Here is a 23,210-nt window from a genome sequence, read left to right on the forward strand (position 1 = left end):
TCAAAAAGTAGAGACTTTGGATCATAGATCATCCAGTTTTCAGCGCCTAGACTCGGCTCGCAATGAACATTGGGAGATCCGTGCAATGAATGACTGTGTATGTAACGCCGTTTCCGACCGCCATTGCGGCGTCGGTGCGGATGTAGAGCCTGCGACGCCCGCGTGGATGGCCGTCTTCTCATTGGCAATGGGTGTGTTCGGGTTACTCACCGCTGAGTACCTTCCCGCGAGTTTGTTGACGCTGATGGCTACCGAACTGGGAGTGTCCGAAGCGCTGGCTGGCCAGGCGGTGACGGTAACAGCCGTGGTGGCGCTGTTCGCTGGCTTGTTGGTGCCAGGTCTGACCCGCAGCATCGACCGACGTTGGGTGTTGCTGGGCTTTTCCACGTTGATGGTCGCCTCGAATCTGTTGGTCGCCGTTTCTTCCAGCTTCGTGGTGCTGTTGTTGATGCGCATCTTGCTGGGTATTGCCCTTGGCGGGTTCTGGAGCATGGCGGCAGCGGTAGCGATGCGCCTGGTGCCGAATGCTCTGTTGCCTCGGGCGTTGTCGATCATTTTCAGCGGCATAGCCATAGGGACGGTCGTGGCAGTGCCGCTGGGCAGTTATCTGGGCGGATTATATGGCTGGCGCAGCGCGTTCTTTGCAGCGGCGGCGGTAGGCATGGTGACCCTGGCTTTCCAGTCTCTCACTCTGCCGCGCCTCGCGCCGCGCCGGCCGGCAAGACTGCGCACCGTTCTGGAGGTATTGCTGCGCCCGGGCATCGCCATGGGCATGTTCGGTTGTGTACTGGTGCATAGCGGGCACTTTGCGATGTTCACTTATGTTCGGCCATTCCTTGAAGGGACTACCGGCATCGGCCCGCAAGGGTTGTCGCTGATGCTGCTTGGGTTCGGTGTGGCGAACTTCGTCGGCACGTTGTTAGCCGGGAGGCTGCTGGAGCGCTACCCGCTGGCCACTCTGGTGTTGATGCCCGCGCTGGTCGGTGTCGCAGCACTGGCGTTGGTGCTGTTGCCGGCGTCGGTGCCGGGGCAGGCGGTATTGCTGGCGATCTGGGGTCTGGCCTTTGGTGGTGTGCCGGTGGCGTGGTCGAACTGGGTCGCCAATGCGGTACCTGATCAGGCGGAAAGCGCCGGAGGCATGGTGGTGGCCTCTGTGCAGTCCGCTATCGCAACAGGCGCGGCCGCTGGCGGTGCGGTATTCAGCCTCGGTGGCAGCGCAAGCGTATTCGTCGCAGCGGCCGCGCTGATGCTACTGGCCGCGTTGCTGATTGCGCTGCGGGTCCGCGTCCCTTCTGGCCATGACGTTCGCCAGACCAAACCCGCGTTGCACCTTTGATCCGGTTTGCGCGCTACAGCCTTGGGTACTGGTAGCGGGTGGGCTGTAACCGCGAGGTGCACTGGAAGTGACTGGATTTCCAGGGTCCATGAAAAGCCAGAAATGATCAGATGAACAGCCCGCCCGGCGAAACCTAGAGACTGTCAGGGTCGCCAAAAAACATTCTGACTGGGCTCTAGGGCGGTGGTTTCAGGTTTTAAAAAACTAGTGATGCCCCCATTTTTGCCCCCAATGAAACGGAAGGCCTGCGCGGCCTCGGGAAGCAGCTCGGCCCTGGGCCTGATTACCCTGGCCTGCTGATCGGTTTCTGGGTCGCGGGCCATGTCTCTGATTACTACGCCACCCCTGCGGGGCACCAGTGGCAGAGCATCTGGTTGTTCCCGGCGTTCTTTTCCCAGGGTACGGACTCCCCTCTGTAAACGACCGCGCGGTCCGCTGACTGTCTGAAATGCTCAGAAGAATCCTTGGAATAGGCAGTGATGCCGACAAAACGGGCAAATGATCCCGGCAGGTGCGCCGCATACTGAAACCAGGATTCACCCGGGGTATCGACGGGTTTAACCAACGTCTATCCCATGGCAGCAATTTACAGACAGGACCCGACCATGCAGCAGGATAATAGAGGCACATCGGAAAACACATTCCAGGATCATCCAGGCTTCAGTCGCCGTGACGTTTTGATTGGCGGGGCGGTCGTTGGGGCCGGTTTGAGTGTTGCTCCGCTGTCCTGGGCAGCCTCGCCGGATAGCGCAAAAGTGAGCGGGGCGCGCGTCACAAACACGCGCAAGCTGGGTTCGCTGGAAGTCTCGGAACTCGGTGTCGGGTGCATGAACATCAGCGCCAATTACGGCGCACCTGCAGGCAAGGAGCAGGGCATCAAGGTCATCCGCACGGCCAATGAACAGGGCGTCACTTTTTTTGATACGGCCGAAGTGTATGGGCCGTACACCAATGAAGAATTGGTAGGTGAGGCGCTTTCCCCGTTTCGCAACGAGGTTGTCGTCGCGTCAAAATTCGGTTTCGACATGGATGCCGGCGGCGCCCTCAATAGCCGCCCGGAACATATCAGGAAGGTGCTTGAGGGCTCGCTGAAGCGGCTGCGTACCGACCGTATCGATCTCTACTATCAACACCGAGTCGATCCAAACGTACCGATAGAGGATGTTGCGGGTACGGTCCAGGACCTTATAAAAGAGGGCAAGGTGTTGCACTTCGGTCTCTCGGAGGCAAGTGCAAGCACCATTCGCCGAGCGCATGCCGTTCAGCGTGTGACTGCGGTCCAAACCGAATACTCCGTCATGGAGAGAAGCGTCGAGCACAACGGAGTCCTTGATACCTGTGAACAACTGGGTATCGGTTTCGTGTGCTGGGGCCCGCTGGGTATGGGCTATTTACCCGGTACGCTGAATGGCAGTACGCGGTTCGACGCCGACACCGATCTGCGTTCAGGGTTTGACCGATTCACGCCCGAGAACCTGGAAGCAAACGAGCCAATCGTTGCTTTGCTCAGGCTGTTCGCAATGGAAAAGCATGCCACTCCCGCTCAGATAGCGTTGGCATGGTTGCTTGCGCAGAAACCCTGGATCGTCCCGATTCCAGGCACACGCAAGCTTAATCACCTCCAGGAGAACCTGGCATCCGTCAACGTGAGGCTGACGGCCGCCGAACTGGTGGAAATGGATGCTGCTCTGGCAAAGCTGACGGTGCACGGTGGTCGAATGAGCCCAATGCATATGCGTGCCGTCGACGTCACCCAGTGACCTTCAGAAGGTGAAAGCCGCTGAAGGCGTCCATTAGCGATTTTCCTCCAGCCGGAGCGTTTTGGTGCGGTGTGGAGAAGGGCGTCATTGATCCCCCCGTTTTTTATCAGGTACTCAAATGAATCAAGTTACGCGTAAGGTATTCGAGCCGTTTGTGTTCGACAACGGAATCAAGTTGCGCAATCGCGTGGCGATGGCCCCCATGACAACGTGGGCCGGCAACACGGACGGTACTGTTTCCGACGAGGAAATTGCTTACTACCAGCGTCGGGTAAACGGTGTCGGTCTGGTGATCACCGGTTGCACGCACGTGCTCGCCAACGGTATTGGATTCACTGACGAATTTGCAGCGTTCGACGATACATTCGTTCCCAGTCTCAAGCGATTGGCAAAGGCCGCGAAGAGCGGTGGTGCAACGGCAGTGCTGCAGTTGTTCCACGCGGGTAACAAGGCCGTTATGGAGTTGGTGCCGGACGTTGTCAGCGCCAGTGCAGTGAGTATTGACGCAGGACCGTTCAGCGTTCCCGCTACCCCGCGCGCAATGACCCGGGAAGAAATTCACGACGTTATCCTGGCGTTTGGTGAGGCGACGCGTCGTGCCATCGAGGCAGGATTTGATGGTATAGAACTGCATGGCGCCCATGGATTTCTGATCCAGAATTTTTTCTCTCCGAAGTTCAACCAGCGCGATGACGAGTGGGGCGGCTCACTCGAGAACCGTCTGCGTTTTCCATTGGCGGTTGTGCATGAGGTTCATCGAGTCATCAAGGCACACGCTGATCGACCGTTCCTGTTCGGCTATCGCATTTCGCCAGATGAATCTGGCGAAAATGGATTGCGCATCGACGACACCTGCGTGCTTGTCGATGGACTGATCGAAAGCGGTATCGACTATCTCCACGTCTCCCTGGGAAGCGTGCTGGAAACGGTACCTGTCGACGGACAGGGTGATCAGACCACGGCGAAGGTGATACTGGATCATGTCGACGGACGCATCCCGGTGATTGCCGCCGGGCAGATCAAGACGCCCCGCCAAGCCGAGGAAGCGCTTGAGCTCGGCCTGTCGCTCGTCGCGGTTGGACAGGGCCTTGTCATAAATCCTGACTGGGTGGAACTGGCAGAAAAAGGCCACGACGATCAGATTCAAACGGCGCTTAACCCGGCACGTGTTTCGCAGATCGTAATTCCGCCAAAACTGTGGAGCGTAATCGAGGCCACCACGGGCTGGTTCAAACTCCAGGGCACACCGTAACGTAGATTTGGCCGTGGTGCGCAACTGCGAACCTCGGTCAGCGTGCCTCAGCCACATCAATATCAGTGGGGAGGCCCAGACCACTCGACGAGTAGCTCCCGCCGCTCCTCAATCTCCCGCATTTGAGATCGCTTGAATCGAGCAAAGATGCCACTCGATCGAGCAAACGCAACCGCGCTGCATTTCACATACTCCCAAGGTGCCTCAAGACCTGCCTGTGCTGTGGGCAGGTGGCGGGTGTTTCTGTGGAAAGTCGAACTTACAGGCGAGTAGGGATATGCAAAACAACAGCATCCGGTTTGCGTGCAATGGCTGCGGGATCTGCTGCAAGGGGCGGTTGGTTCCACTGACTTTGAACGAGACAAGGCAGTGGCTGGAAAGAGGTCATGAGGTCGCGATCATACTGGAGGCATTTGAACAGTCCTTCTGGACTGCTGGGCCGCAACAGTTTGCCCACGCCGCAGGACGCGCAGTCGAGGTGCCTTGCGGTAATTCCCATGTGCGGGCCATTGCAGTGTTTGCGGGTAATGCGCTGGTGCAATGCCCAAGCCTCGGCGATGACGGTCGTTGCGGCATCTATGAAGAGCGGCCGCTGGTGTGTCGTATATATCCGGCGGAGATCAATCCGTTCATTGCGCTTGATCCGGAACACAAGATTTGCCCGCCCGAAGTCTGGGAGGAGGGTGAAGTGTTGTTTACAGATCGGATCGTTGATCCGGTTCTTGCTGATCAGATTGAACGCTCCCGCCAGGCTGACAGAGAGGATGCGCAGGCAAAAATTGCGCTTTGTGAAACCTTGGGGCTGAACGTGGCTGCATGGAAAGGAAATGCGCTGGCGGTGTACTTGCCAGATCGCCCTAAGCTCGCCGAGGCGATTGCCCGCTACGATGCTGGAAAAGTGGGGCATGCTCGTTCCAACTGGAAAGTCCGCGTCGATGCTCTGGCGTTGCGCGAGCAGCTTCACCAGGTGGGCTTGGCGTTTGATGACCAACTGCCCACTGACTACATTTTTCATGCGCTGTAGGTGTCAGGCGTTCTGATTGATTCGGGCAGCTTTCATTTCTGAAATATATTGAAATAACTAGGTCAGCGGGGTTGATGTTGCTTGATAAGCGTTGAATCAGGCAATCAATCGCCTTGATCGGGCAAGAAGCGAGGTTCGTTGGCGCAGCATACTGAGGTCATGCTGATCAACGATGAAGGACCTCAAATGGCCTCTCTTCTGGCTCCCTGCGTATTAAAGGACGCCTGGACCTGGTTGGTTTCGCTCGAACCTTGCCGGCAAATCCTCGCTGGTCATTCCAGGCAGTGCTCGATCCGGACATTGCGGGCCCCCGCGCGGCGTATTCAACCGCTTGTTCACATGGGCATGAAAACTGGAAGTGCACGTCGGCCGTACGATAACTTTTTTGGAGAGCCTTCATGACTTGGTCAAGACGAAACTGCGGGTTCAGTCACTTCGTTGAGTTTACCGTCGACCCTATCCACATGCCGGAACTGGTGGCGTCGTTGATGAGCCGTATTGAACGCTTTACCTGCTCATGTCCAGGGTTCATCAGAGCGTGCGTGCAAGTGAGTGACGAAGGCGATCACGCGCTCATGCAGCTTCTCTGGTCCTCCAGAGAACACGCGGAGCAAGCGCTGGAGAGGGCGCAGCGCCTGGAGCTCGATCTGTTTCACATGGCGGGCCAACCGTCGGCTAAAGCGCTGCTCTTCAGCTCCTTCAATGTCGTCGCGCAGATGCAAGCGCAGCACTTGTCGACGTGAGGATGAGTAATGGCTTGAACCGTGCCCATCTCTAAGTCTGGTTTTTTTGGAGTTGAATGTGAATAGCGATGTGTCTAACGACCAAATCATGACTGATATCACGCGTCTCGCTAAATCGGTCAGTCAGTTGGTTCCTGGCGATGGTGACCGCATTACCGACATTCCCGGTCTGAGCCTGCATCGGCGTAAAGCCGTTACGGCGCCCATGCACTGTATCTACGGCCTGGGAATTGGCGTGACCTTGCAAGGCGGCAAGCAGGTGATCGTCGGCAGTGAGGTGCTCCCCTATACGCCCGGCGAGTCGATGGTGACCAGTGTCGATCTCCCGGTCACTTCCCATGTCACTCAAGCCAGCGCGCTCAAGCCATTCCTCGGCATGATGCTGGCTCTCGACAGTACCACCGTGACGCAGGTCGCCGAGCGCATGCGGTTATCGCAACGTATGCGAGATGACGCGTTTCGTCCCGTGACCGTACAGCCTTTGGATGTGGGGGTGCTGGATGCGCTGAGGCGCTTGGTGGACCTGCTCAAAGAACCCCACTGGATTGAGACCCTCGCGCCGCTGATCAAGGAAGAGATCATTGCCCGGCTGTTAAACGGAACCCATGGGCCGCAGTTGCTGCATGTCATTGCCGCCGGTTCACCCAGCCAGCAAATTGCCAAGACATTAGCCTGGCTCAAAGTTAATTTTCGTCAGGCGTTGCGCATGGATGATCTAGCGGTACAAGCGCATATGAGCCCTTCCACGTTTCGCCAACACTTTCGGGCCGTGACCGGGATGAGCCCGCTGCAATATCAGAAGCAGTTGCGGCTACAGGCAGCTCGACAGTTGATGCTCAGCCAGAATATCGATGCAAGCAGTGCGGGCGGGCTGGTGGGGTATGAAAGCTCATCGCAGTTCAGCCGCGAATACAGTCGCCTGTTTGGTGAGCCACCTCAGCGCGATATCAAGCGGATTCGCATGTGACGCTAATGGTTAGTTATGGGATGAGCCTGCAACAGAGACCTTTGTGTCGTCCTGTTCCGATCTCCCATAAGAGGCCACCGATAGGTGCGTAACCCCTAGTTTTTCTAGGCCTCTCCAGCCTCGAACCGGTGGATAGAGTTGACGGGGGCCTGCGCGGTAGAAGCCAGCTCCTCAGGTTTGTTTTCCTCCTCGCTCATGGCTCTGCGAAAGCCTTTGATTGTCTCCCCCATATCCGTGCCCAGGGTTTTCAGTTTTTTAGCGCCGAAGACCAAGACCACCACGACCAAAATGACGGCCCAGTGTTTCCAATCAAAGAATAGCCACATTTATTTCCTGGCGAGATTTAACGCTGATTGCGGGTAGTCAGCGCCTGGCGATCATGGTGTAACAGCACACCATCATAGCCAGGCACTTGCTTCGTCGATTTATGCGAGTTTGAAGGGCAACTGACGTATTGGCTTACCCGTCAAACTGGCTATGGCGTTTGCAAAAGCGGGGGCCAGCGCTGGCAGGCCGGGCTCACCCATCCCGGTGGGGGGCTCTGCGCTTGGCACTACATGAACCGCGAACTCGGGCATGTCGGTGATGCGCGGGACGCTGAAGTCAGCAAAGTTGCTTTGTTGCACTACGCCTTCTTTCAGGGTGATGGCACCACCCGGCAGGCACATCGACAACCCCATAAGCGCAGCGCCTTGCACCTGGGCTTCAACGCTGCGTGGGTTGACGACCAAATTGCAGTGGACGCCAGCAGTCACATGGTGCAGCACCGGGCGGCCGTCTTGCACTGAGGCTTCGACGACATAAGCGACTACCGAACTGAACGATTCGTGTACGGCCACCCCCCAGGCACGGCCGGCAGGCAGCTGGCGTTTGCCATATTCGCTTTTGTCCACCGCCAGTTGCAGTGCGGCCCGATGGCGCGGACTTTGGTCGGCAAATAGCTTCATCCTGTAATCTACTGGATCCTGCTTAGTTTTTCGGGCGATCTCGTCGATCAGCGTCTCCATCACAAAGGCCGTATGGGTGGACCCCACGCTGCGCCACCACAACACCGGTACGTTGAGTTCCGGGTGATGAACCGTCAGGCGCATTGGCAGCGGATAAGGGGCACGCATCCCCTCTGTCGCGGTGGGATCGATACCGTTCTTCACTTGCCCGCCGAACACGGTACCAACGAGGATGGATTGCCCGATCAGGGCGTGATCCCAGGCCAACACCTTACCGCTGTCGTCAAAACCGATACGCGCCTGGTGCAGATACATGGGGCGGTAGTAGCCACCTTTGATGTCGTCTTCACGGCTCCAGAGGGTGCGGACAGGAACGGTCAGTCCGGCGACACGCGCAGCTTTGGCCACCTCGCAAGCCAGCACAATGAAATCACTGCTCGGCACGCCGCGGCGGCCAAAGCCACCGCCTGCCGTTTGCACGTTGATCTGTATTTGTTCTGGCTTAAGATTAAGCACCTTTGCGGCAGCTGTACTGTCGCCGCCAGGGAACTGGGTGCCAGTCCACAACTGAGCGCGCCCCTCAGAAATCTGGACGGTGCAATTCAACGGCTCCATGGGGGCGTGGGCGAGGTAGGGGAATACGAACTCTGCATCCAATTGATGCGGCGCCGAAGCAAGTGGCGTCATGTCGGCATCAAATTGGCGTAGACCAGGTTGGTTGACCAACTTCCGGTACTGCGCCAATTGTTTTTCGCTGTCCACTTTTTCTACGGTGGTCGAGTTCCATTCCACCTTCAGCGCATCACGAGCCAGCTTTGCCTGCCAATACCCGTCCGCAACCACCGCAACACCTTCGGCGCCGCGGTCCAGCGGCACGCGCAATACCGCTTTTACGCCTTTAATGGCACGGGCTGCGCTGTCATCCAGGGACGCGATTTTTGCACCGAACACCGGTGGGCGGGCAACGACGGCAGTGAGCTGTCCGGGCAAGTGCATATCTATGCCGAAATCCTGCTGCCCACTGCTCTTGGCCTTGGCATCGATGCGCGTAGTGGCCTGGCCAATGATGCGGAAATCCCCGGGATCCTTGAGCGTGACCTTGTCGGGCACGGGCAACGCCATCGCAGCCTCTGCAAGTTCCCCATAGCTCGCTTTATGGCCGGCAGGGCCGAACACCATGCCCGCTTTCGTGGTCAGGCTCGCCACGTCCACGTTCCAACGCGCTGCCGCCGCCGAGAGCAGCATGGCCCGAGCGCGGGCACCCAGCTCGCGGTACTGTGTAAAGCTGTTCTTGATCGAATTTGAGCCGCCAGTAAGGTGTATGCCGAAGAGCGGGTCCTGGTAGGCATTGTTGTTACTGCCGTTGCGGCTGCGCACAAGACTCCAGTCGGCATCGAGTTCCTCAGCGAGAATCATCGGCAGTCCGGTCTGAACACCCTGACCGAACTCCAACCGGTTGATCGTCACCGTGACTTCTCCGTTGGACGCGATCTGCACGAATGCAGAGGGCTGCTGACTCGGTTTGAGCGGCGCAACGTCACCGCCGGTAGCCTCCTGCGCCAGCGCCAGGTGAGGAAATGCACCCAGAGCCAGCCCGCCAATGCCGACGATCTTGAGGAAGTCGCGGCGTGGGAGTGTGAAGGAGCCGCGGGCTTGATCGCGTTCGAGCAGATGTTGCAGGGCACGGGGGAGCTCTGTAGTAAAGATGTCGTTCAGCATGGTGAGCTCCGGTCAGGCAAGGACTTTGGCGGCGTCCGCGACCGCCGCGCGAATACGGGCGTAGGTACCGCAGCGGCAAATATTGCCCGCCATGGCTGAATCGATCTCGGCAGCGGTGGGTTGCTTGCCTTTGGGTTGGGCCTTTAGAAAAGCCGTCGCGCTCATGATTTGACCGCTCTGGCAGTAGCCACATTGCGCCACGTCATGCTTGACCCAAGCCTCATGCACGGCAGTACCGATCGGGTCGCTGCCATTTGTCGCGGCTTCGATGGTGGTGATCTTGCGACCTCGGCCGCGGCTATTGGCGTCACACATGATCGAATGGCCTGACCATCCAGGTGAACAGTGCAGGCGCCGCACAGCGCCGCGCCGCAGCCAAACTTAGTGCCGGTCATCCCCAGGGTGTCACGCAGGGTCCAGAGAATGGGGGTGCTGGGATCTACGTCAACCGTGTATTCACGGCCATTGATGGTGAGGACGCTCATGATAGCTCTCCGGAATGTGTGAGCAGCAATTTGCTCTCAATAACGGCTGACTATAGAGCTGTGCCTTCGGGCTTGATTGCACAATCCGAGCAAATAATTGCCCAATCATTGACCTTGCTGAGCGCTGAGTTGCACCGGGTCGGTTTCTATAAGCGTTCTGGAAACGATCATCGACTTTGTCGTATTCACGTATTTCTGAAAATGGGCAGAGGCGATGTGGCTTTTGTAGGCGGCTTCGTTTGCATAGATTTCGAAGAAGTGAAGGCGGTTCGGGTGGTCCTTTTCCGCCACCGAATAAATCGCGAGCACGCCTGGCTCAAGGCGAACAGAGTCAGCCATTTCCTCCTTGACCGCCGTTTGGTAAGCCGCCAATTGAGCAGGGTCTATCACGAGTTGTGCAATCCGCACGACTTTTGCGGTCGGTTCCGCGGCCAACACCGAACCTACCCAAATGCATCCAAATACACCAGCTATACGCAAGACCGACATGTGCAGTTATTCCAGATAGTGGGGCATCCTTTTCGCACCATCCAATGCATGCCCTCAGATGTGTCCCCAATGTAGCAATCCACTGGAAGTGAACGGATCTACATGGCCTAGGAAAAGCGAGAAATGATCAGATGAAAAGCCTGCCCGGCGACACCTAGAGACTGTCAGGGTCGCCAAAAAACATCTGAATCCGCGACCGTAACCAACGCTCACCCGGATCGTTGTCCTGCGACCCACGCCAGGCCATGTGCAGTTCAAACGTGCGCGTCGGCAACGGTGGATCTTCCGCGCGAAGACCACCAGCCGCCGTCAGTGCTTCCGCTGTGTAATCGGGGACGGTCGCGACGATGTCGGTGCCCGCCAGCAGCGTACCCAATCCGTTGAACTGCGGCACGGCTAGTACCACATGCCGTTTACGCCCGAGTTTTTCCAGCTCTTCATCGACGAAACCACTGAGGTCGCCGGCAAACGACACCAGCGCATGCGGGCGGGCGCAGTAATCGTCCAGGCTCAGCGGCCCCGGCACGGTATCGGCGCGCAGCAACTTGGGAGCGCTGCGGCGCAGAACCTTGCGTTTGGCGTTGGCTGGCAGGTCGGTGGTGTAGCTGACGCCGATGGAGATTTCGCCGGAGGCGAGCAGGCCGGGCATCAGGATGTAGTTGACGCGACGCACCACCAGCACGATGCCGGGCGCCTCGGCGCGCAGGCGCTTGAGCAGCATCGGCAGCAGCGCGAATTCGACATCGTCCGACAGGCCTATGCGAAATACCGAAGTGCTGGTAGCCGGGTCGAATTCCGCTGCACGGCTGACGGCGGTGGAAATCGAGTCCAGGGCCGGGGAGAGCAGGGCGAAGATTTCCACCGCACGGGCGGAAGGTTCCATGCTGCGTCCGGTGCGCACGAACAAAGGATCGTCGAACAGGCCGCGCAGGCGCGATAGCGCCGCGCTGATCGCCGGCTGTCCGAGGAACAGCTTTTCCGCCGCACGGGTCACGCTGCGCTCATGCATCAGCGTTTCGAACACGATCAACAGGTTGAGGTCGACACGACGCAGGTCATTACGATTCATCTGGAGTCCTGGCAGAGTCATCAAGCTTGACGAGAGCGACCATATGAGAACAATGGCCGGCATGAATCTTACGGGGAAAGGCTGGTACTCTGCACCGGGTAATTCAGCTTTACTGAGAAGGCGGCAGCAGATTTTTCATGGATTTTTTCAATGCTGGCCATGCTGCGGAATCAATGACAGGCATGTCGACTATTAATAGCCACTGATAGTCTTGGCTGGAAAGCCCAGATAGAGTTCAGGGCATTAGAGGTTACTTTGACGAGGTTTGCGATGTCCCGCACGATCCGTTTTCACAAGTTTGGTCCGGCCGAGGTGCTCAAATGCGAAGAGCATGCGGCTGCTCAGCCAGGTCCTGGCGAAGTGCAGGTGCGTGTCGAGGCAATCGGCATCAGCTGGTATGACACGCTGTGGCGCCAGAATCTGGCGTCGTCCCAGGCGCGTCTGCCTTCAGGCCTGGGTCATGAAATGGCTGGCGTGGTCACGGCCATCGGCGACGGCGTCGAAGATCTGGCCGTGGGCGACAAGGTGGCCAGCTTCCCGGCCGAGAGCCCCAATGATTATCCGGTCTACGGCGAACTGATCGTTCTGCCGCGCACCGCGCTGACCCGTTATCCGGACGTGCTCAGCCCGATTGAAGCCAGCGTGCATTACACGCCGCTGTTGATCGCCTATTTCGGTTACGTCGATCTGGCACGGGTCAAACCCGGACAGTTCGCCCTGGTGACCGACGCCAGTCACTGTGCCGGGCCGTCCTTCGTCCAGTTGGGCAAGGCGCTGGGTGTGCGGGTGATTGCCGCTACCAAAACGGCGGAAGAGCGCGAGTACCTGCTGTCGCTCGGTGCCGAGAAAGTGATCGTCACCGAAGAAGAAGACCTGTTGATGCGAATCAACAAGATCACCGACAACCGGGGTGTCGACGTGGTGTTCGACGGGCTCGGCGGGCCACAGATGTCGCTGCTCGGTGATGTGCTGGCGCCCCGTGGAAGCCTGGTGCTGTACGGCTTGCAGGGCGGCAACCAGACGCCGTTCCCGGCCTGTGCGGCGTTCCAGAAGAACATTCAGTTCTTCGTGCACTGCATCGGCAACTTCACCGGCAAGCCAGAGCTGGGCATCATCCAGGACCACGTCGCCTTGCAACGTGCCTTGCGTGATATCAACCAGCTCACCGCCGACCGTGTGCTGCTTCCGCTCAAGACCCGGGTGTTTCCGTTCAACGAGTTTGTCGAAGCTCACCGCTACATGGACGAGTGCCCATGCCGCGAGCGGGTTGCCCTGCAAATCGAAACTGCCTGACCTTCCAATTAGAGTCCGTGGCCCCACGGACTCTTGTGCGTTTTTCCCTTCAGACATCGAGAAACCCTGGGCCAGACGCCTGGGGCTGTTCAGCAACTGAACTGGTTTTTGCTCTCGATCTGTATCTTCTAATTGCCCTTAAGACCCTGATAATTGAATGACTACTTTCATCTCAAGGAATGAGCTATGTCTGTGCATTCTATTTGCTCCGTGCAATATCAATCAGCTGTTTATCATCGCGCCTCAAACTTTTGTTTAATGTTTGTAGGGGCGCTATGTAATCCCTTCTTTTTTTCTTGTGCTCATCGTGCGCAGGGGCTTGTAAGAAGTTTCCTAGGAAAACTCACTTTCTCGAAGAGCCCAGCTACGACGGGGCTTTCGGTCATGCTGCTCGCAAATCCGAGACGCCGCGCGCTCAACTGTTTCAAATAACTACGAAAACTTAAGTGTTAGCATTTCAGCGTCTATTAATTAATGAAGAATGATTGTGCGTTCGCCATTCGTGGCCGCGCGATATAAACCTTTGATACCGGGTGAAGTACTGATGAGCACGATCCATGATCAGGCAATGAATTATGTCTACCAGCAAGTATTGCAACGCCTGCTGAGTTTCTTTTCACGTGCCGAACGCACGGCATTGCAGCTGTTGATCCAGCGCCTGGCGGTTGCTGCGGGGGGGATGGAGCGCATCGGTGAATTCAAGGTATTGGTGACTCAATCCGGTACCCGTGATTGCTGTTACAGCCTGGCCCTGTTACGCGCCGCCCAGTTGAGCATCGCCGGCCGTGCGCCCGCCACATTTCAGTTGCGGGTCGCCACCGTGCGTTGCAATGGCGTACCGGATTCCGCACTGCACAACATGCATCGCAGCTTCAGTGCTCTGTTCCTGCATGACGACCCAAGGGTCGAGCTTCTGATGGTGGATCATCGCGAGATCCTGCCTTTCAACCATCTGGCGCCTGTCAGCGATGAGGGGCGAGAGGCCGGCAGACTCAATCTGCTGATGGTGGGTCATCGTCGTGGACGGGATGAGGAGCTGACACTGTGGGACGACCTGTATCTGACCACTGCCGAGTTCTATGGCCAGGTTGCCCGCTGGAACAACGGTGTCGACGCCTTGATCAGCAGCGACAACGCGCGCCGTCAGGAGCAGTTTATCGACGGTCTCGACCGGGCGGTGCGCAAGGCCGGCATTGGCGAGCTGGTGCGAAGGGGAGTGGGGTTCGATGAACTGTTCGGATTGCTCGACAGCATCGGTGGCGATTGTTATCGCGAGCTCTATTCCGAGGAAGACCGGGTGCCATGGCGGCCGCTGGGTGAGTTCGAGGCCTGTCGCCGCACCAGCTATATCGGCATCGACGATATGGTGGTCGGCAAGATGGAGGAGCGCTGGCCTTTGCTCAGCGATTTTCTTGGGTTCCAAGCCGATGAACTGATGTTTGAAGCGCGTGCCGGTGAATGTAACGACCCCTTGCTCGGTGCCTACCTGAAGGGGCTGCAAGCCAGTTACTTGGAAGGCCGCAGTTACGAGGCCGGTGTATCGGACTATCTGCAGCAATGCCTGGCGATGATGCGCCGCCGGAACACGCCTGAACAGGTTTGCGAACGCTTCATATCCCGGTTCGGCAATCTCTCCGATCTGGACGGCCAGCGGTCGCTGGCTGCGGCGGCGCTGCAAAAGAATTTCGGCCTCAACGAGGCGCAGGTGGTTTGTCTGTTGTTCGCGCCCTTTATCGATGCCGGCGCCGGCCTTGAACGATTCTTGCGCACTTGCCATCCGGGCATGCTGGTCGCCATGCCCGATCTGCACCGTGCCATGCAGGGCCTGCACGCGCCAGAGCAGGTTCTGCAATGGATGACCGATGTCAGCGGTTTACCCCTGCGACTGATCTGTCGGTTATATGCAATGGATGCAATCCGGATGGGTGAGCCTTTCGCCAAAACGCAGGAATTGCCCGAGCACGAGGTCACAGCGAGTGATCGTTCGGCGGAAGGTTGAATGTGATCTTGCTGCCCGGCCACGGGGAAGTATCTACGGGCACCGGCTCATGAATGAGTCGCAAACCTCCGATTTTGCCTATCAGGCGGTCTACCGCTACCTGACCCAACTGATCAGCGAACCGGGCAATCAGGGAGCCATTCGATTGCCATCGTTGAGGCAATTGGCCGAACGGTTGAACGTATCGATCTCGACCGTTCAGTACGCCTACGCGCTGCTGGAGAGAGAAGGGCGGGTCTACTCCGTGGCCAAGTCCGGATACTTTGCACAGGCGACATCGACGGTCATGCCGCCAGGACGCGGCAGTGATTTGCTGGAAACGGTCTACGTCAATGCCAGATGCGCTGGCATGCAGGTACTGAGTGCCGATGAGCCGGCGTTGGTTCAGCCCCTGGATCGTCCCTTGCTGACGCTCGAGCGAGAGCTGCTGCGTCAGTATCCCCAGCACTTGCAGACGCCCGCCCAGCCTTGCGGCGAATTGGAGCTGCGCACGTTGCTGGCGGCCCGCTACACCTCGTCGGCGACACATTGCTGGCACGCCGAAGATGTCTATATCGGTGCCGATCTGAGAGGGGTGCTGGAAATCCTGATCGCAGTTCTCGGGCTGCGCCACTCAACCGTAGTCGTCGAGTCGCCGTGTGACTGGATGATCCTGCGCTTGCTTGAGTCTGCCGAAGTCCGGGTCATTGAACTCCCGATTCAGCCAGACGGGGCGCTCGATCTGCAGACACTGCAGAGGCTGCTCGAAACCGAGCGGGTGCGGCTGATCCTGTTGTCCTCGAAACTGAACATGCCCCACGGCAGCCGTCACCCTCCGGACAGTCGCCAGGCCGTCGCACAACTTCTCGCGAATCATGGCACCTGGGTTTTGGAGAACGATTGTCATGGCGAGTTGCTGGACGACGATGACGGTGAGCCACTGCGCGAGCTGGTGGATCCCGACCGGCTGTTGATCTTTTCCATGTTCGAAAAAATCATCGGGGTTGAAGCCCCCTATGGGTTTGTCCTGTCGCGACAATGGCGCGCCGATTTGCAGCGTCACTTCCTGTTGCGTTCGTTTCGCCTTTCACCGATCCGGCAAAAGGCCATCGCCCGACTCTATGGAAGCGGGCGGGTCGACCAGCACTTGCCGGTGCTCAAGCGCATACTCAGGGAGCGTCGGACGCGATGGATCGAGCTGATACATGAACGCCTCGGCGACGTTGTGCAGATCATCGAACCCCGGGGCGGTGCAACGATCTGGCTGCATTCTGCGCGCCCGATCACCATGGATGCCGTGTTTCAGCGGCTACTTAAACAACACGTGCTGATTGCACCCGGAGAGCTGTTCAGCCTCCAAGGGCTGCACGCGCAGAACCTGCGTCTGAGTGTAACCGGCAGCGCCGAACTCGAGTTGTTAAGACTTGTCGGATTGCTTGGGGATGCGTTACGACTGGCTCCGCGGGCGGATGTTCGAAAACACCCGGCCTGTGTGCAATAGACCCCATCGCACTCCGGACAAACTGCCAGTAAACTCCCTTGTAATTTCTTGAACCACTCTATTTCAGAGGTTTTGCATGACACTCAGTCCTTTTGCGGGCAAACCGGCACCGGCAGAACTGTTGGTCGACATCCCGCGACTGGTTACGGCGTATTACACCGGTCAACCCGACGCCTCGGTTTCCACCCAGCGCGTGGCGTTCGGCACCTCTGGGCACCGGGGCAGTTCCTTTGATTTGAGTTTCAACGAGTGGCACGTTCTGGCCATCAGCCAGGCGATCTGCCTGTATCGCGAAGCCCAGGGCATCACCGGGCCGCTGTTCGTCGGCATCGACACGCATGCGCTGTCGACTCCGGCAGGGGCCAGCGCCCTGGAAGTACTGGCGGCCAATGGCGTGACCGTGATGATCGCCGAAGGGGATGAGTACACCCCGACGCCGGCTGTCTCTCACGCCATTCTTTGCTACAACCGTGGTCGCACCACCGGCCTGGCCGACGGCATCGTCATCACCCCGTCGCACAATCCGCCTCAAAGCGGTGGCTACAAGTACAACCCAACCAACGGCGGCCCGGCCGATACCCACATCACCAAGTGGATCGAAGCCAAGGCCAACGAACTGCTGGCCAATAAACTGGCAGGCGTCAAACGCATCAGCTACGAGCAGGCGCTCAAAGCCAGCACCACCCATCGCCACGACTACGTGAACACCTACGTGGCCGATCTGATCAACGTCATCGACTTTGATGCCATTCGCGGCGCCAAACTGCGCTTGGGCGTCGATCCGCTGGGCGGAGCAGGGGTGCGCTACTGGTCGGCGATTGCCGAGCACTATCGTCTGGACCTGGATGTGGTGAACAAGGAAGTCGATTCGACGTTCCGTTTCATGACCGTCGACTGGGACGGGCAGATCCGCATGGACCCATCGTCCAGCCATGCCATGCAAGGTCTGATCGGTCTGAAAGAGCGCTTTGACGTGGCCTTCGCCTGCGACCCGGATCACGACCGTCACGGCATCGTCACACCGTCCGGCGGCCTGCTGGCACCGAACAATTATCTGGCGGTTTCGATCGACTACCTGTTCCAGAACCGTCCGCAATGGCGTGCCGACGCGGCCGTGGGTAAAACCGTGGTCAGCAGCGGCCTGATCGATCGCGTGACCAAGCGTCTGGGCCGTCGCCTGTACGAAGTGCCGGTCGGTTTCAAATGGTTCGCTGACGGTCTGTTCGACGGTTCGCTGGGGTTTGGCGGCGAAGAAAGCGCTGGCGCCTCGTTCCTGCGCAAGGACGGCGGTGTCTGGAGCACCGACAAGGACGGCCTGATTCCAGCCCTGCTGGCCGCTGAAATGACTGCCCGCACCGGCCGCGACCCAAGCCAGGCCTACCGTGCGCTGACCGACGAGCTGGGCGAACCGTTCTCGGTACGTGTCGACGCTAAGGCCAATCCGGAACAGAAAGCGCTGCTGAGCAAGCTGTCGCCGGAGCAGGTCACCTCGACCGAACTGGCGGGCGAGAAGATCCAGAGCATTCTCAGCAAGGCTCCGGGTAACGATCAGGCCATCGGAGGCCTGAAAGTGATGACCGAAAACGGCTGGTTTGCCGCACGTCCGTCGGGCACTGAAGATATCTACAAGATCTACGCCGAAAGCTTCATCGGCGACGACCACCTCAAGCAGCTGGTGGCTGAAGCGCAAACCCTGGTGGACGGTGCGATCAGCACCCAGTAAATCCAGACAACGGAAAAGGGCGACCCTGAGGTCGCCCTTTTTTGTGCCCGCGATTCGCCGTTCAGGCCAGATCCACCAACACGATCTCGCTGTCTTCCAGCGCCGTGACGGTCAGCACTTGTTCATCAGCCACCGCCACACCGTCTCGAGCTTGTGCGCGCAAGCCGTTGACTTCAATGACGCCCGTCGCCGGAACCAGATACGCGCGACGTCCTGCATCGAGGCGATATTCAGCAGTTTCCCCGGCCTTGATATTGGCCGCCACCAGGCGTGCGTCGGCGCGGATGCGCAGGCTCTGATCGTCGCCAGTCTTGCCGCTGGCGAGGGTTACGAAACCTTCGCGGTCGCCTTTCGGGAACGGTTTGGCGCCCCATGACGGTGGTGCGCCGGTTTCGGTCGGCAGAATCCAGATCTGGAAAATCTTGGTGTCCGTGGCTTCCAGGTTGTATTCGCTGTGGGCGATCCCGGTGCCGGCGCTCATCACTTGGACGTCGCCAGCCTCGGTGCGGCCCTTGTTGCCCAGGTTGTCCTGGTGGCTGATCGCACCTTCACGCACGTAAGTGATGATTTCCATGTCACGGTGCGGGTGGGTAGGGAAGCCCGTGCCGGCGGCAATGATGTCGTCATTCCACACACGCAGGTTGCCCCAGCTCATGCGTTGCGGATCGTAGTACTCGGCGAACGAAAAATGGTGATGGGCATCCAACCAGCCGTGATGGGCGCCACCCAGCGAGCTGAAAGGTCTGAGTTCAAGCATGATCGTCTCCTCAAAAGGTTCGTCATGGGGCGTGATGCCTGAGCCACGAAGCGAGACCGGTGATTGATGGCAGCCATCATCTATCAGTCAACCATCGAGAAAAAGCGTAAAAACTGCTGCATTCCAATCGAATCGGTTGATATGAAAAAAGCTCGAAACCGTCTCATCCCACCTTCAATTCATCGCCTAAACCAATGACCTGTAAGCATTTCGCTAGAACAAAAAAGCAAATCCAGACACCATAGCCCTCAACAGCCTCACATCCGGAGTCCGTCAGCGTGGCGCAACACACCCCCGATCTTCCTCCCGAACTTCGTCCCTTGGCCGAGATGCCCTGGTTCAAACGCCTGGCGGCGCGTTTCCTTGGCCACGGTCTGACGCAACTACGCGCCCAACACCGTGCCTCGTGGCTGCACGGCCAGGCTGACGGCTTTCGCAGCGGACATACCGCCGGCGTGGATTACGGGTACAAGGAAGGCAAGGCTGACGGGCTGGAAGAGGGGCGCCAGGTCTTGTTGATCCGCGACAGCCGCAATACCGAGCATCGCCCGCCGGGCATTGACAATCACCTGTTCGACGACTGGCGCCTGCCGCTCAGCGCAGAACTGAAGAAGCGCATGAAAGCCGACGTCGCGCGTCTGCTGCCTGCGCACGCCCAGCCGAGCGCGGCGCAATGGAAGATGATTTTCAGCGATACGCCGTCAACATCAGTGATTGCCGGGGCCGGAGCTGGCAAGTCGACCACGCTGGTGTTGCGGATCCTGCTGCTGACTCACTATCTGGGCTTCGAGCTCGATTCGATGACCGTGGTGACCTTCACCCGCGAGTCGCGCAAGGATTTCATCAGCAAACTGATCGAACTGTTTGCGTTATGGGACCGGGCACTCAGTCAGAAAGCTGCGAAGGATCTGGTGCGCACTTTCCACTCGCGGATCTTGCCGATGGTTCGCAGTCTGCCCGGATTCGAGCGCTTGCAGGCATTCGAAAACCTCAGCCACCGCGCGCCGGGCGGAGATGAAGACGTCGACAGCAATCCGTTCGATCTGCGCATCAACGACGCGCAGCGTCAGCAACTCAACGCCTGTTACCACCGTCTCTACAAAGAAGATCCGCGCTTTGCGCAACTGATCCAGCCGCTGTCCCGGCACGCCTTGCAGCTCAAGGAGCTGGAACGCGATCACCCGGACGTGCAAAAACGCGTCGCTGTGACAGAACTGGCGGCCCGTCGCGATGAAGAGCTGTGCGACATGATCGAAGACATGTGGCTTCGTGCCGGTGCCTGGCCGATCAAGGGCATCGAACCGAGCCGCCAGACATTCGAAATCAACGGCGCATCGTTCCATTGCCATGGTTACATTCCGAGCCTGGATGCCTGGGTCGTGTTGGGTTTCGATCCTCGGGAAAACTCGCAGGTTTGCCGTCCCAACGCCAAGCTGACGGTTCGTGCAGAGTGGGCAGTCAAGCGCACCCTGTTTCAAGCTTTCTGCCGTAAGCCGTTGATATGGCTTGATAGTTACGAATCATCCAAACGTGTATTGGCCACGCTGGCGGGCGATGCCAGCGCCGGCCCGGGCTTCGATTACAAGGTCAAAGGCGAGCTGGCATCCGCGCCGTTGCTCGATTGTTTTGTCGCTGCCGCAGGCTTCATCGAGAACCTGGGCCTGGATGTTCCGGACGCCGTTGGCCGCATGAATTTCGCCAAGGACGATCCGGACCGGTTTTTCTTCGAAGCTTTAAGCCTGTTCTGGCGAGCGCTGGAAGATCACTTGCTGGATCAAAAGCCGCCGGTCATGACCTACAACCGGATGTTTGCCCTGTTCAGCGAGCACTCGCCGGAAAACTTCAAATTGCTCAGCGATGAACTGCTGCGGCCAATGTCGCACCTGATGATCGATGAGTTTCAGGACGTTTCACCGCAGATCGTCTCGTGGATCCGCGCCAGCCTCTCGGAAATACGCAGTCGCGGCCCGGCCATGCACGTCGGACGAGGTGCGCAGCGATCGTCGCTGCTTTGCGTGGGCGATGACTGGCAATCGATCTATGGCTGGCGCGGCAGTTCGCCGAGCTATTTCATGGAGTTCAACAAAGAATTCCCGTCGCCGAGCACGACGCGGGTGATGCTCAGCGACAACTATCGCAGCCATCAGCACATCATCGACGCGGCAGAACACATCGTTCGGGCAGCGCCGGCGATCCCGGGCAAAAAGGCCAAGGCCAGCGGCGAGGAGAGGCCGTTGCAGCCAGTTAATGTGCTGGAGCGCGACGATCAGGCGCTCGGCGAGCGCCTGGCGGAACACTATCGAAACGGCGATTCAATCCTGATGCTTTATCGAAAAAGCAGCGATAAGTTACTGATAGAACAGCATATTCAGTCAGTAGTTAATGTTGATTCGAGCTTGCCGTACGACTCCCGGCGCCTGAAACAACTGACCTATCACAGCGCCAAAGGTCTGCAGGCCGACGCGGTTTTTCTGTTGGGCGATTGCCAGCACTTGACCAGTTCGCCGTACAAGAATCAGGTGTATCGGATGGCCGGACTGGGCAAGGCTGGCGACAGCGAGCCGTACGACAGCGCGCAAAAAGACGAAATCCTGCGCCTGGCCTACGTCGGTATCACCCGTGCAGTCAGCCATTGCTACTGGTATGTCGAGCCGCAGGACACTCAGGCGGTCAACATGCCTCGGGCCTCGGACCGGGTCGCCAAAGGCAAACCATTCTTCGTCGATCATCGTCCGGGAAAGAAAATGGCCTGAATCCAATGCCCATGAAAAAGCCCGCACAAGGCGGGCTTTTTTATTCTAAATCAGCCAGTTACGCGTAACTCTTGAGAGATTCCGGAGGAATGAAAGCCTCCAGTTCGTCCTCGACGGCTTCGATTATTCGCTCCACATCCGCCGCGTTCATCACCGTGGCACAGGGGATGCCGGCGATGGCAATCAAGGTTTCGCCGCTGGCCCGATCGAACAGGCGAGCGACCAGACTGCCAGGCGCATCCATGGTCGCCTCGAAACCCATGGGATGAAAATGCCAGCGCATCAGCTGGCAGGCATTGGGGAACGTGACTTTGCTTGACCCTTTGATCATGTGTTGCCCGCCTTCTTCATCGAGCGCTTCCGTTTGCTCATGGTAGGTGGGAAGAGCCTTCATTGGCTCAACCGGTGACTGCCTTTAAAAGTAGCATCTGAATGTGAAATTCCTGTGAGAATTTTCAGTTCATTTAGCGATTGCGAGGATTCTTTTGATGTAAGTCACGGTCCACCCCAATCGTCGCCAAAATGCCATCACCACCGGTTGTTGAAGCAGCGCCGGAAGTTGGGCAAGCTCGGTTCTTTTTCCAAGAGTCTCTTATGCACGCCGATGATGACGGCCCGGATCAGAGCCAGGCTACGGCCGAGACGGTCATGCGCTATCACCTGTGCTGGAAACACCGGGACCTGGATGGCGTGATGGCGCTGTACCACCCGGACATCCAGTACAACGATTTCTTCCAGAACCGCGTGCTCGGCCTCGACGAGTTGCGCGAGTACGTTCGGGTCAGCATGCCGCGCGAGTCCGACGAAGCACTGGAGCATTGCGACCGCATCCGTATCGACGGCAACACCGCCTTCATTCAATACGAAGTGACGTTGCGCGGTGGTAACGGGCTGGTGTCGTTTCGCTCCAGTGAAGCGATCACGGTCAAGGACGGGCGGATCTGGCGGGTCAACGAATATGCCTCGCTGGTGCGCGAACAGGCTGAAAGTCCGACGACAACCCGCCAGCGTCCGGCGGTGAGTCGCCTGGGCCTGTCGCCGCGCCAGTTGAGCTTCATGGCCGATGACTTGCAGCAGTATTTCCAGCGCCAGCAACCGTATCTCGATCCGGAGCTCGACCTGCAACGGGTGGCGAAGGAGTGCGGGTACAGCCGCAACCAGATTTCCTATTTGCTGAATCAGGTGCTGGGGCAAAGCTTCTACCGCTACGTCAATCAGGCGCGTCTGCAACATCTATTGCAGTCGCTGGACAACGCTACGCCGCCGCTGCGCATCGATGAGCTGGCCTTCGCCGCCGGGTTCAATTCACTGTCGGCTTTCTATAGCTGCTTTCGCCAGCACACCGGGCAGTCGCCGAAAGCTTATGCGAAGCAAATTTCTTTGCGGACACGCGCGCAAGACAATCCCTGAGTCC

General features: G+C 58.4%; 18 protein-coding genes and 1 pseudogene. 12 read left to right on the forward strand and 7 right to left on the reverse strand.

Features of this window, described 5'->3' with window-relative positions; genetic code table 11:
- Window positions 1-85: 85 nt before the first annotated feature.
- From CAF76_RS01190 to CAF76_RS01215, 6 genes are all read left to right on the forward strand, one after another.
- The gene (locus CAF76_RS01190; RefSeq protein ID WP_085646526.1) at window positions 86-1,336 is read left to right on the forward strand and encodes an MFS transporter; all 1,251 of its coding nucleotides are present in this window, start codon (window positions 86-88) and stop codon (window positions 1,334-1,336) included.
- 605 nt (window positions 1,337-1,941) lie between these two features.
- The gene (locus CAF76_RS01195) at window positions 1,942-3,096 is read left to right on the forward strand and encodes an aldo/keto reductase (protein WP_085646527.1); all 1,155 of its coding nucleotides are present in this window, start codon (window positions 1,942-1,944) and stop codon (window positions 3,094-3,096) included.
- Between the two features lie 118 nt (window positions 3,097-3,214).
- Window positions 3,215-4,348: an NADH-dependent flavin oxidoreductase gene (locus tag CAF76_RS01200; RefSeq protein WP_085646528.1), complete on the forward strand. Its 1,134-nt coding sequence runs from the start codon at window positions 3,215-3,217 to the stop codon at window positions 4,346-4,348.
- Window positions 4,349-4,625: 277 nt separating this feature from the next.
- Entirely contained in the window at window positions 4,626-5,372 is a 747-nt protein-coding gene (locus CAF76_RS01205; protein ID WP_085646529.1) for a YkgJ family cysteine cluster protein, read from the forward strand.
- 398 nt (window positions 5,373-5,770) lie between these two features.
- The gene (locus CAF76_RS01210) at window positions 5,771-6,115 is read left to right on the forward strand and encodes a hypothetical protein (protein WP_085646530.1); all 345 of its coding nucleotides are present in this window, start codon (window positions 5,771-5,773) and stop codon (window positions 6,113-6,115) included.
- An 88-nt stretch (window positions 6,116-6,203) separates the two neighbouring features.
- Window positions 6,204-7,082 (forward strand): AraC family transcriptional regulator, encoded by an 879-nt coding sequence (locus CAF76_RS01215; RefSeq protein WP_064600813.1) that lies wholly within the window; start codon window positions 6,204-6,206, stop codon window positions 7,080-7,082.
- Window positions 7,083-7,186: 104 nt separating this feature from the next.
- On the opposite strand, the gene tatA is transcribed toward CAF76_RS01215, so the two are convergent.
- The 5 genes and pseudogenes from tatA to CAF76_RS01240 form a co-directional block, all read right to left on the reverse strand.
- Window positions 7,187-7,408, reverse strand: a complete 222-nt coding sequence (tatA, locus tag CAF76_RS01220) for a twin-arginine translocase TatA/TatE family subunit (RefSeq protein WP_085646531.1) — start codon at window positions 7,406-7,408, stop codon at window positions 7,187-7,189.
- Window positions 7,409-7,507: 99 nt separating this feature from the next.
- Window positions 7,508-9,748, reverse strand: a complete 2,241-nt coding sequence (locus tag CAF76_RS01225; protein WP_085646532.1) for a xanthine dehydrogenase family protein molybdopterin-binding subunit — start codon at window positions 9,746-9,748, stop codon at window positions 7,508-7,510.
- A 12-nt stretch (window positions 9,749-9,760) separates the two neighbouring features.
- Window positions 9,761-10,233 (reverse strand): annotated as a pseudogene (locus CAF76_RS01230) ((2Fe-2S)-binding protein).
- A gap of 105 nt (window positions 10,234-10,338) precedes the next feature.
- Window positions 10,339-10,722: a putative quinol monooxygenase gene (locus CAF76_RS01235; RefSeq protein WP_064596500.1), complete on the reverse strand. Its 384-nt coding sequence runs from the start codon at window positions 10,720-10,722 to the stop codon at window positions 10,339-10,341.
- Window positions 10,723-10,876: 154 nt separating this feature from the next.
- Entirely contained in the window at window positions 10,877-11,791 is a 915-nt protein-coding gene (locus tag CAF76_RS01240; protein ID WP_039768298.1) for a LysR family transcriptional regulator, read from the reverse strand.
- Between the two features lie 270 nt (window positions 11,792-12,061).
- On the opposite strand from CAF76_RS01240, the gene CAF76_RS01245 reads away from it, so the two are divergent.
- The 4 genes from CAF76_RS01245 to pgm all read left to right on the forward strand — a co-directional run bounded on the left by CAF76_RS01245 (window position 12,062) and on the right by pgm (window position 18,286).
- Window positions 12,062-13,084: a zinc-dependent alcohol dehydrogenase family protein gene (locus CAF76_RS01245; protein ID WP_064381679.1), complete on the forward strand. Its 1,023-nt coding sequence runs from the start codon at window positions 12,062-12,064 to the stop codon at window positions 13,082-13,084.
- A gap of 544 nt (window positions 13,085-13,628) precedes the next feature.
- Window positions 13,629-15,083 (forward strand): hypothetical protein, encoded by a 1,455-nt coding sequence (locus CAF76_RS01250; RefSeq protein ID WP_064600815.1) that lies wholly within the window; start codon window positions 13,629-13,631, stop codon window positions 15,081-15,083.
- Window positions 15,084-15,132: 49 nt separating this feature from the next.
- On the forward strand, window positions 15,133-16,563 hold the full coding sequence (locus CAF76_RS01255; protein WP_085610258.1) for a PLP-dependent aminotransferase family protein: 1,431 nt from the start codon (window positions 15,133-15,135) through the stop codon (window positions 16,561-16,563).
- A 76-nt stretch (window positions 16,564-16,639) separates the two neighbouring features.
- Complete coding sequence (pgm, locus tag CAF76_RS01260) at window positions 16,640-18,286, forward strand: phosphoglucomutase (alpha-D-glucose-1,6-bisphosphate-dependent) (RefSeq protein WP_064596506.1); 1,647 nt, start codon at window positions 16,640-16,642, stop codon at window positions 18,284-18,286.
- A gap of 61 nt (window positions 18,287-18,347) precedes the next feature.
- On the opposite strand, the gene CAF76_RS01265 is transcribed toward pgm, so the two are convergent.
- Complete coding sequence (locus tag CAF76_RS01265; RefSeq protein WP_085610260.1) at window positions 18,348-19,043, reverse strand: pirin family protein; 696 nt, start codon at window positions 19,041-19,043, stop codon at window positions 18,348-18,350.
- A 278-nt stretch (window positions 19,044-19,321) separates the two neighbouring features.
- Here CAF76_RS01265 and CAF76_RS01270 point away from each other — a divergent pair, with 278 nt between their 5' ends.
- Window positions 19,322-21,796, forward strand: coding sequence for a UvrD-helicase domain-containing protein (locus CAF76_RS01270; RefSeq protein ID WP_085646533.1), 2,475 nt, complete (start codon window positions 19,322-19,324; stop codon window positions 21,794-21,796).
- Between the two features lie 58 nt (window positions 21,797-21,854).
- On the opposite strand, the gene CAF76_RS01275 is transcribed toward CAF76_RS01270, so the two are convergent.
- A complete protein-coding gene (locus tag CAF76_RS01275) occupies window positions 21,855-22,127 on the reverse strand; it encodes a DUF1652 domain-containing protein (RefSeq protein ID WP_085610669.1) in 273 nt (90 codons plus the stop codon).
- Window positions 22,128-22,390: 263 nt separating this feature from the next.
- Between CAF76_RS01275 and CAF76_RS01280 the strand changes: the two genes are divergently transcribed.
- A complete protein-coding gene (locus CAF76_RS01280; RefSeq protein WP_085646534.1) occupies window positions 22,391-23,206 on the forward strand; it encodes an AraC family transcriptional regulator in 816 nt (271 codons plus the stop codon).
- The last annotated feature ends 4 nt before the right edge of the window (window positions 23,207-23,210 follow it).

Source organism: Pseudomonas sp. B40(2017), assembly GCF_002112855.1.
In the GTDB taxonomy this organism is placed as follows: domain Bacteria; phylum Pseudomonadota; class Gammaproteobacteria; order Pseudomonadales; family Pseudomonadaceae; genus Aquipseudomonas; species Aquipseudomonas pharyngis.

Excerpts from the sequence above, each read along its gene's own strand:
- CAF76_RS01190 (WP_085646526.1), top strand. The coding sequence starts at position 86 with ATGAATGACTGTGTATGTAACGCCGTTTCCGACCGCCATTGCGGCGTC.
- CAF76_RS01240 (WP_039768298.1), bottom strand. The coding sequence starts at position 11,791 with ATGAATCGTAATGACCTGCGTCGTGTCGACCTCAACCTGTTGATCGTG.
- CAF76_RS01255 (WP_085610258.1), top strand. The coding sequence starts at position 15,133 with ATGAATGAGTCGCAAACCTCCGATTTTGCCTATCAGGCGGTCTACCGC.
- CAF76_RS01200 (WP_085646528.1), top strand. The coding sequence starts at position 3,215 with ATGAATCAAGTTACGCGTAAGGTATTCGAGCCGTTTGTGTTCGACAAC.
- CAF76_RS01205 (WP_085646529.1), top strand. The coding sequence starts at position 4,626 with ATGCAAAACAACAGCATCCGGTTTGCGTGCAATGGCTGCGGGATCTGC.
- CAF76_RS01225 (WP_085646532.1), bottom strand. The coding sequence starts at position 9,748 with ATGCTGAACGACATCTTTACTACAGAGCTCCCCCGTGCCCTGCAACAT.
- CAF76_RS01275 (WP_085610669.1), bottom strand. The coding sequence starts at position 22,127 with ATGATCAAAGGGTCAAGCAAAGTCACGTTCCCCAATGCCTGCCAGCTG.
- CAF76_RS01235 (WP_064596500.1), bottom strand. The coding sequence starts at position 10,722 with ATGTCGGTCTTGCGTATAGCTGGTGTATTTGGATGCATTTGGGTAGGT.
- CAF76_RS01245 (WP_064381679.1), top strand. The coding sequence starts at position 12,062 with ATGTCCCGCACGATCCGTTTTCACAAGTTTGGTCCGGCCGAGGTGCTC.
- CAF76_RS01210 (WP_085646530.1), top strand. The coding sequence starts at position 5,771 with ATGACTTGGTCAAGACGAAACTGCGGGTTCAGTCACTTCGTTGAGTTT.
- CAF76_RS01265 (WP_085610260.1), bottom strand. The coding sequence starts at position 19,043 with ATGCTTGAACTCAGACCTTTCAGCTCGCTGGGTGGCGCCCATCACGGC.
- CAF76_RS01250 (WP_064600815.1), top strand. The coding sequence starts at position 13,629 with ATGAGCACGATCCATGATCAGGCAATGAATTATGTCTACCAGCAAGTA.
- tatA (WP_085646531.1), bottom strand. The coding sequence starts at position 7,408 with ATGTGGCTATTCTTTGATTGGAAACACTGGGCCGTCATTTTGGTCGTG.
- CAF76_RS01195 (WP_085646527.1), top strand. The coding sequence starts at position 1,942 with ATGCAGCAGGATAATAGAGGCACATCGGAAAACACATTCCAGGATCAT.
- CAF76_RS01215 (WP_064600813.1), top strand. The coding sequence starts at position 6,204 with ATGACTGATATCACGCGTCTCGCTAAATCGGTCAGTCAGTTGGTTCCT.
- CAF76_RS01280 (WP_085646534.1), top strand. The coding sequence starts at position 22,391 with ATGCACGCCGATGATGACGGCCCGGATCAGAGCCAGGCTACGGCCGAG.
- pgm (WP_064596506.1), top strand. The coding sequence starts at position 16,640 with ATGACACTCAGTCCTTTTGCGGGCAAACCGGCACCGGCAGAACTGTTG.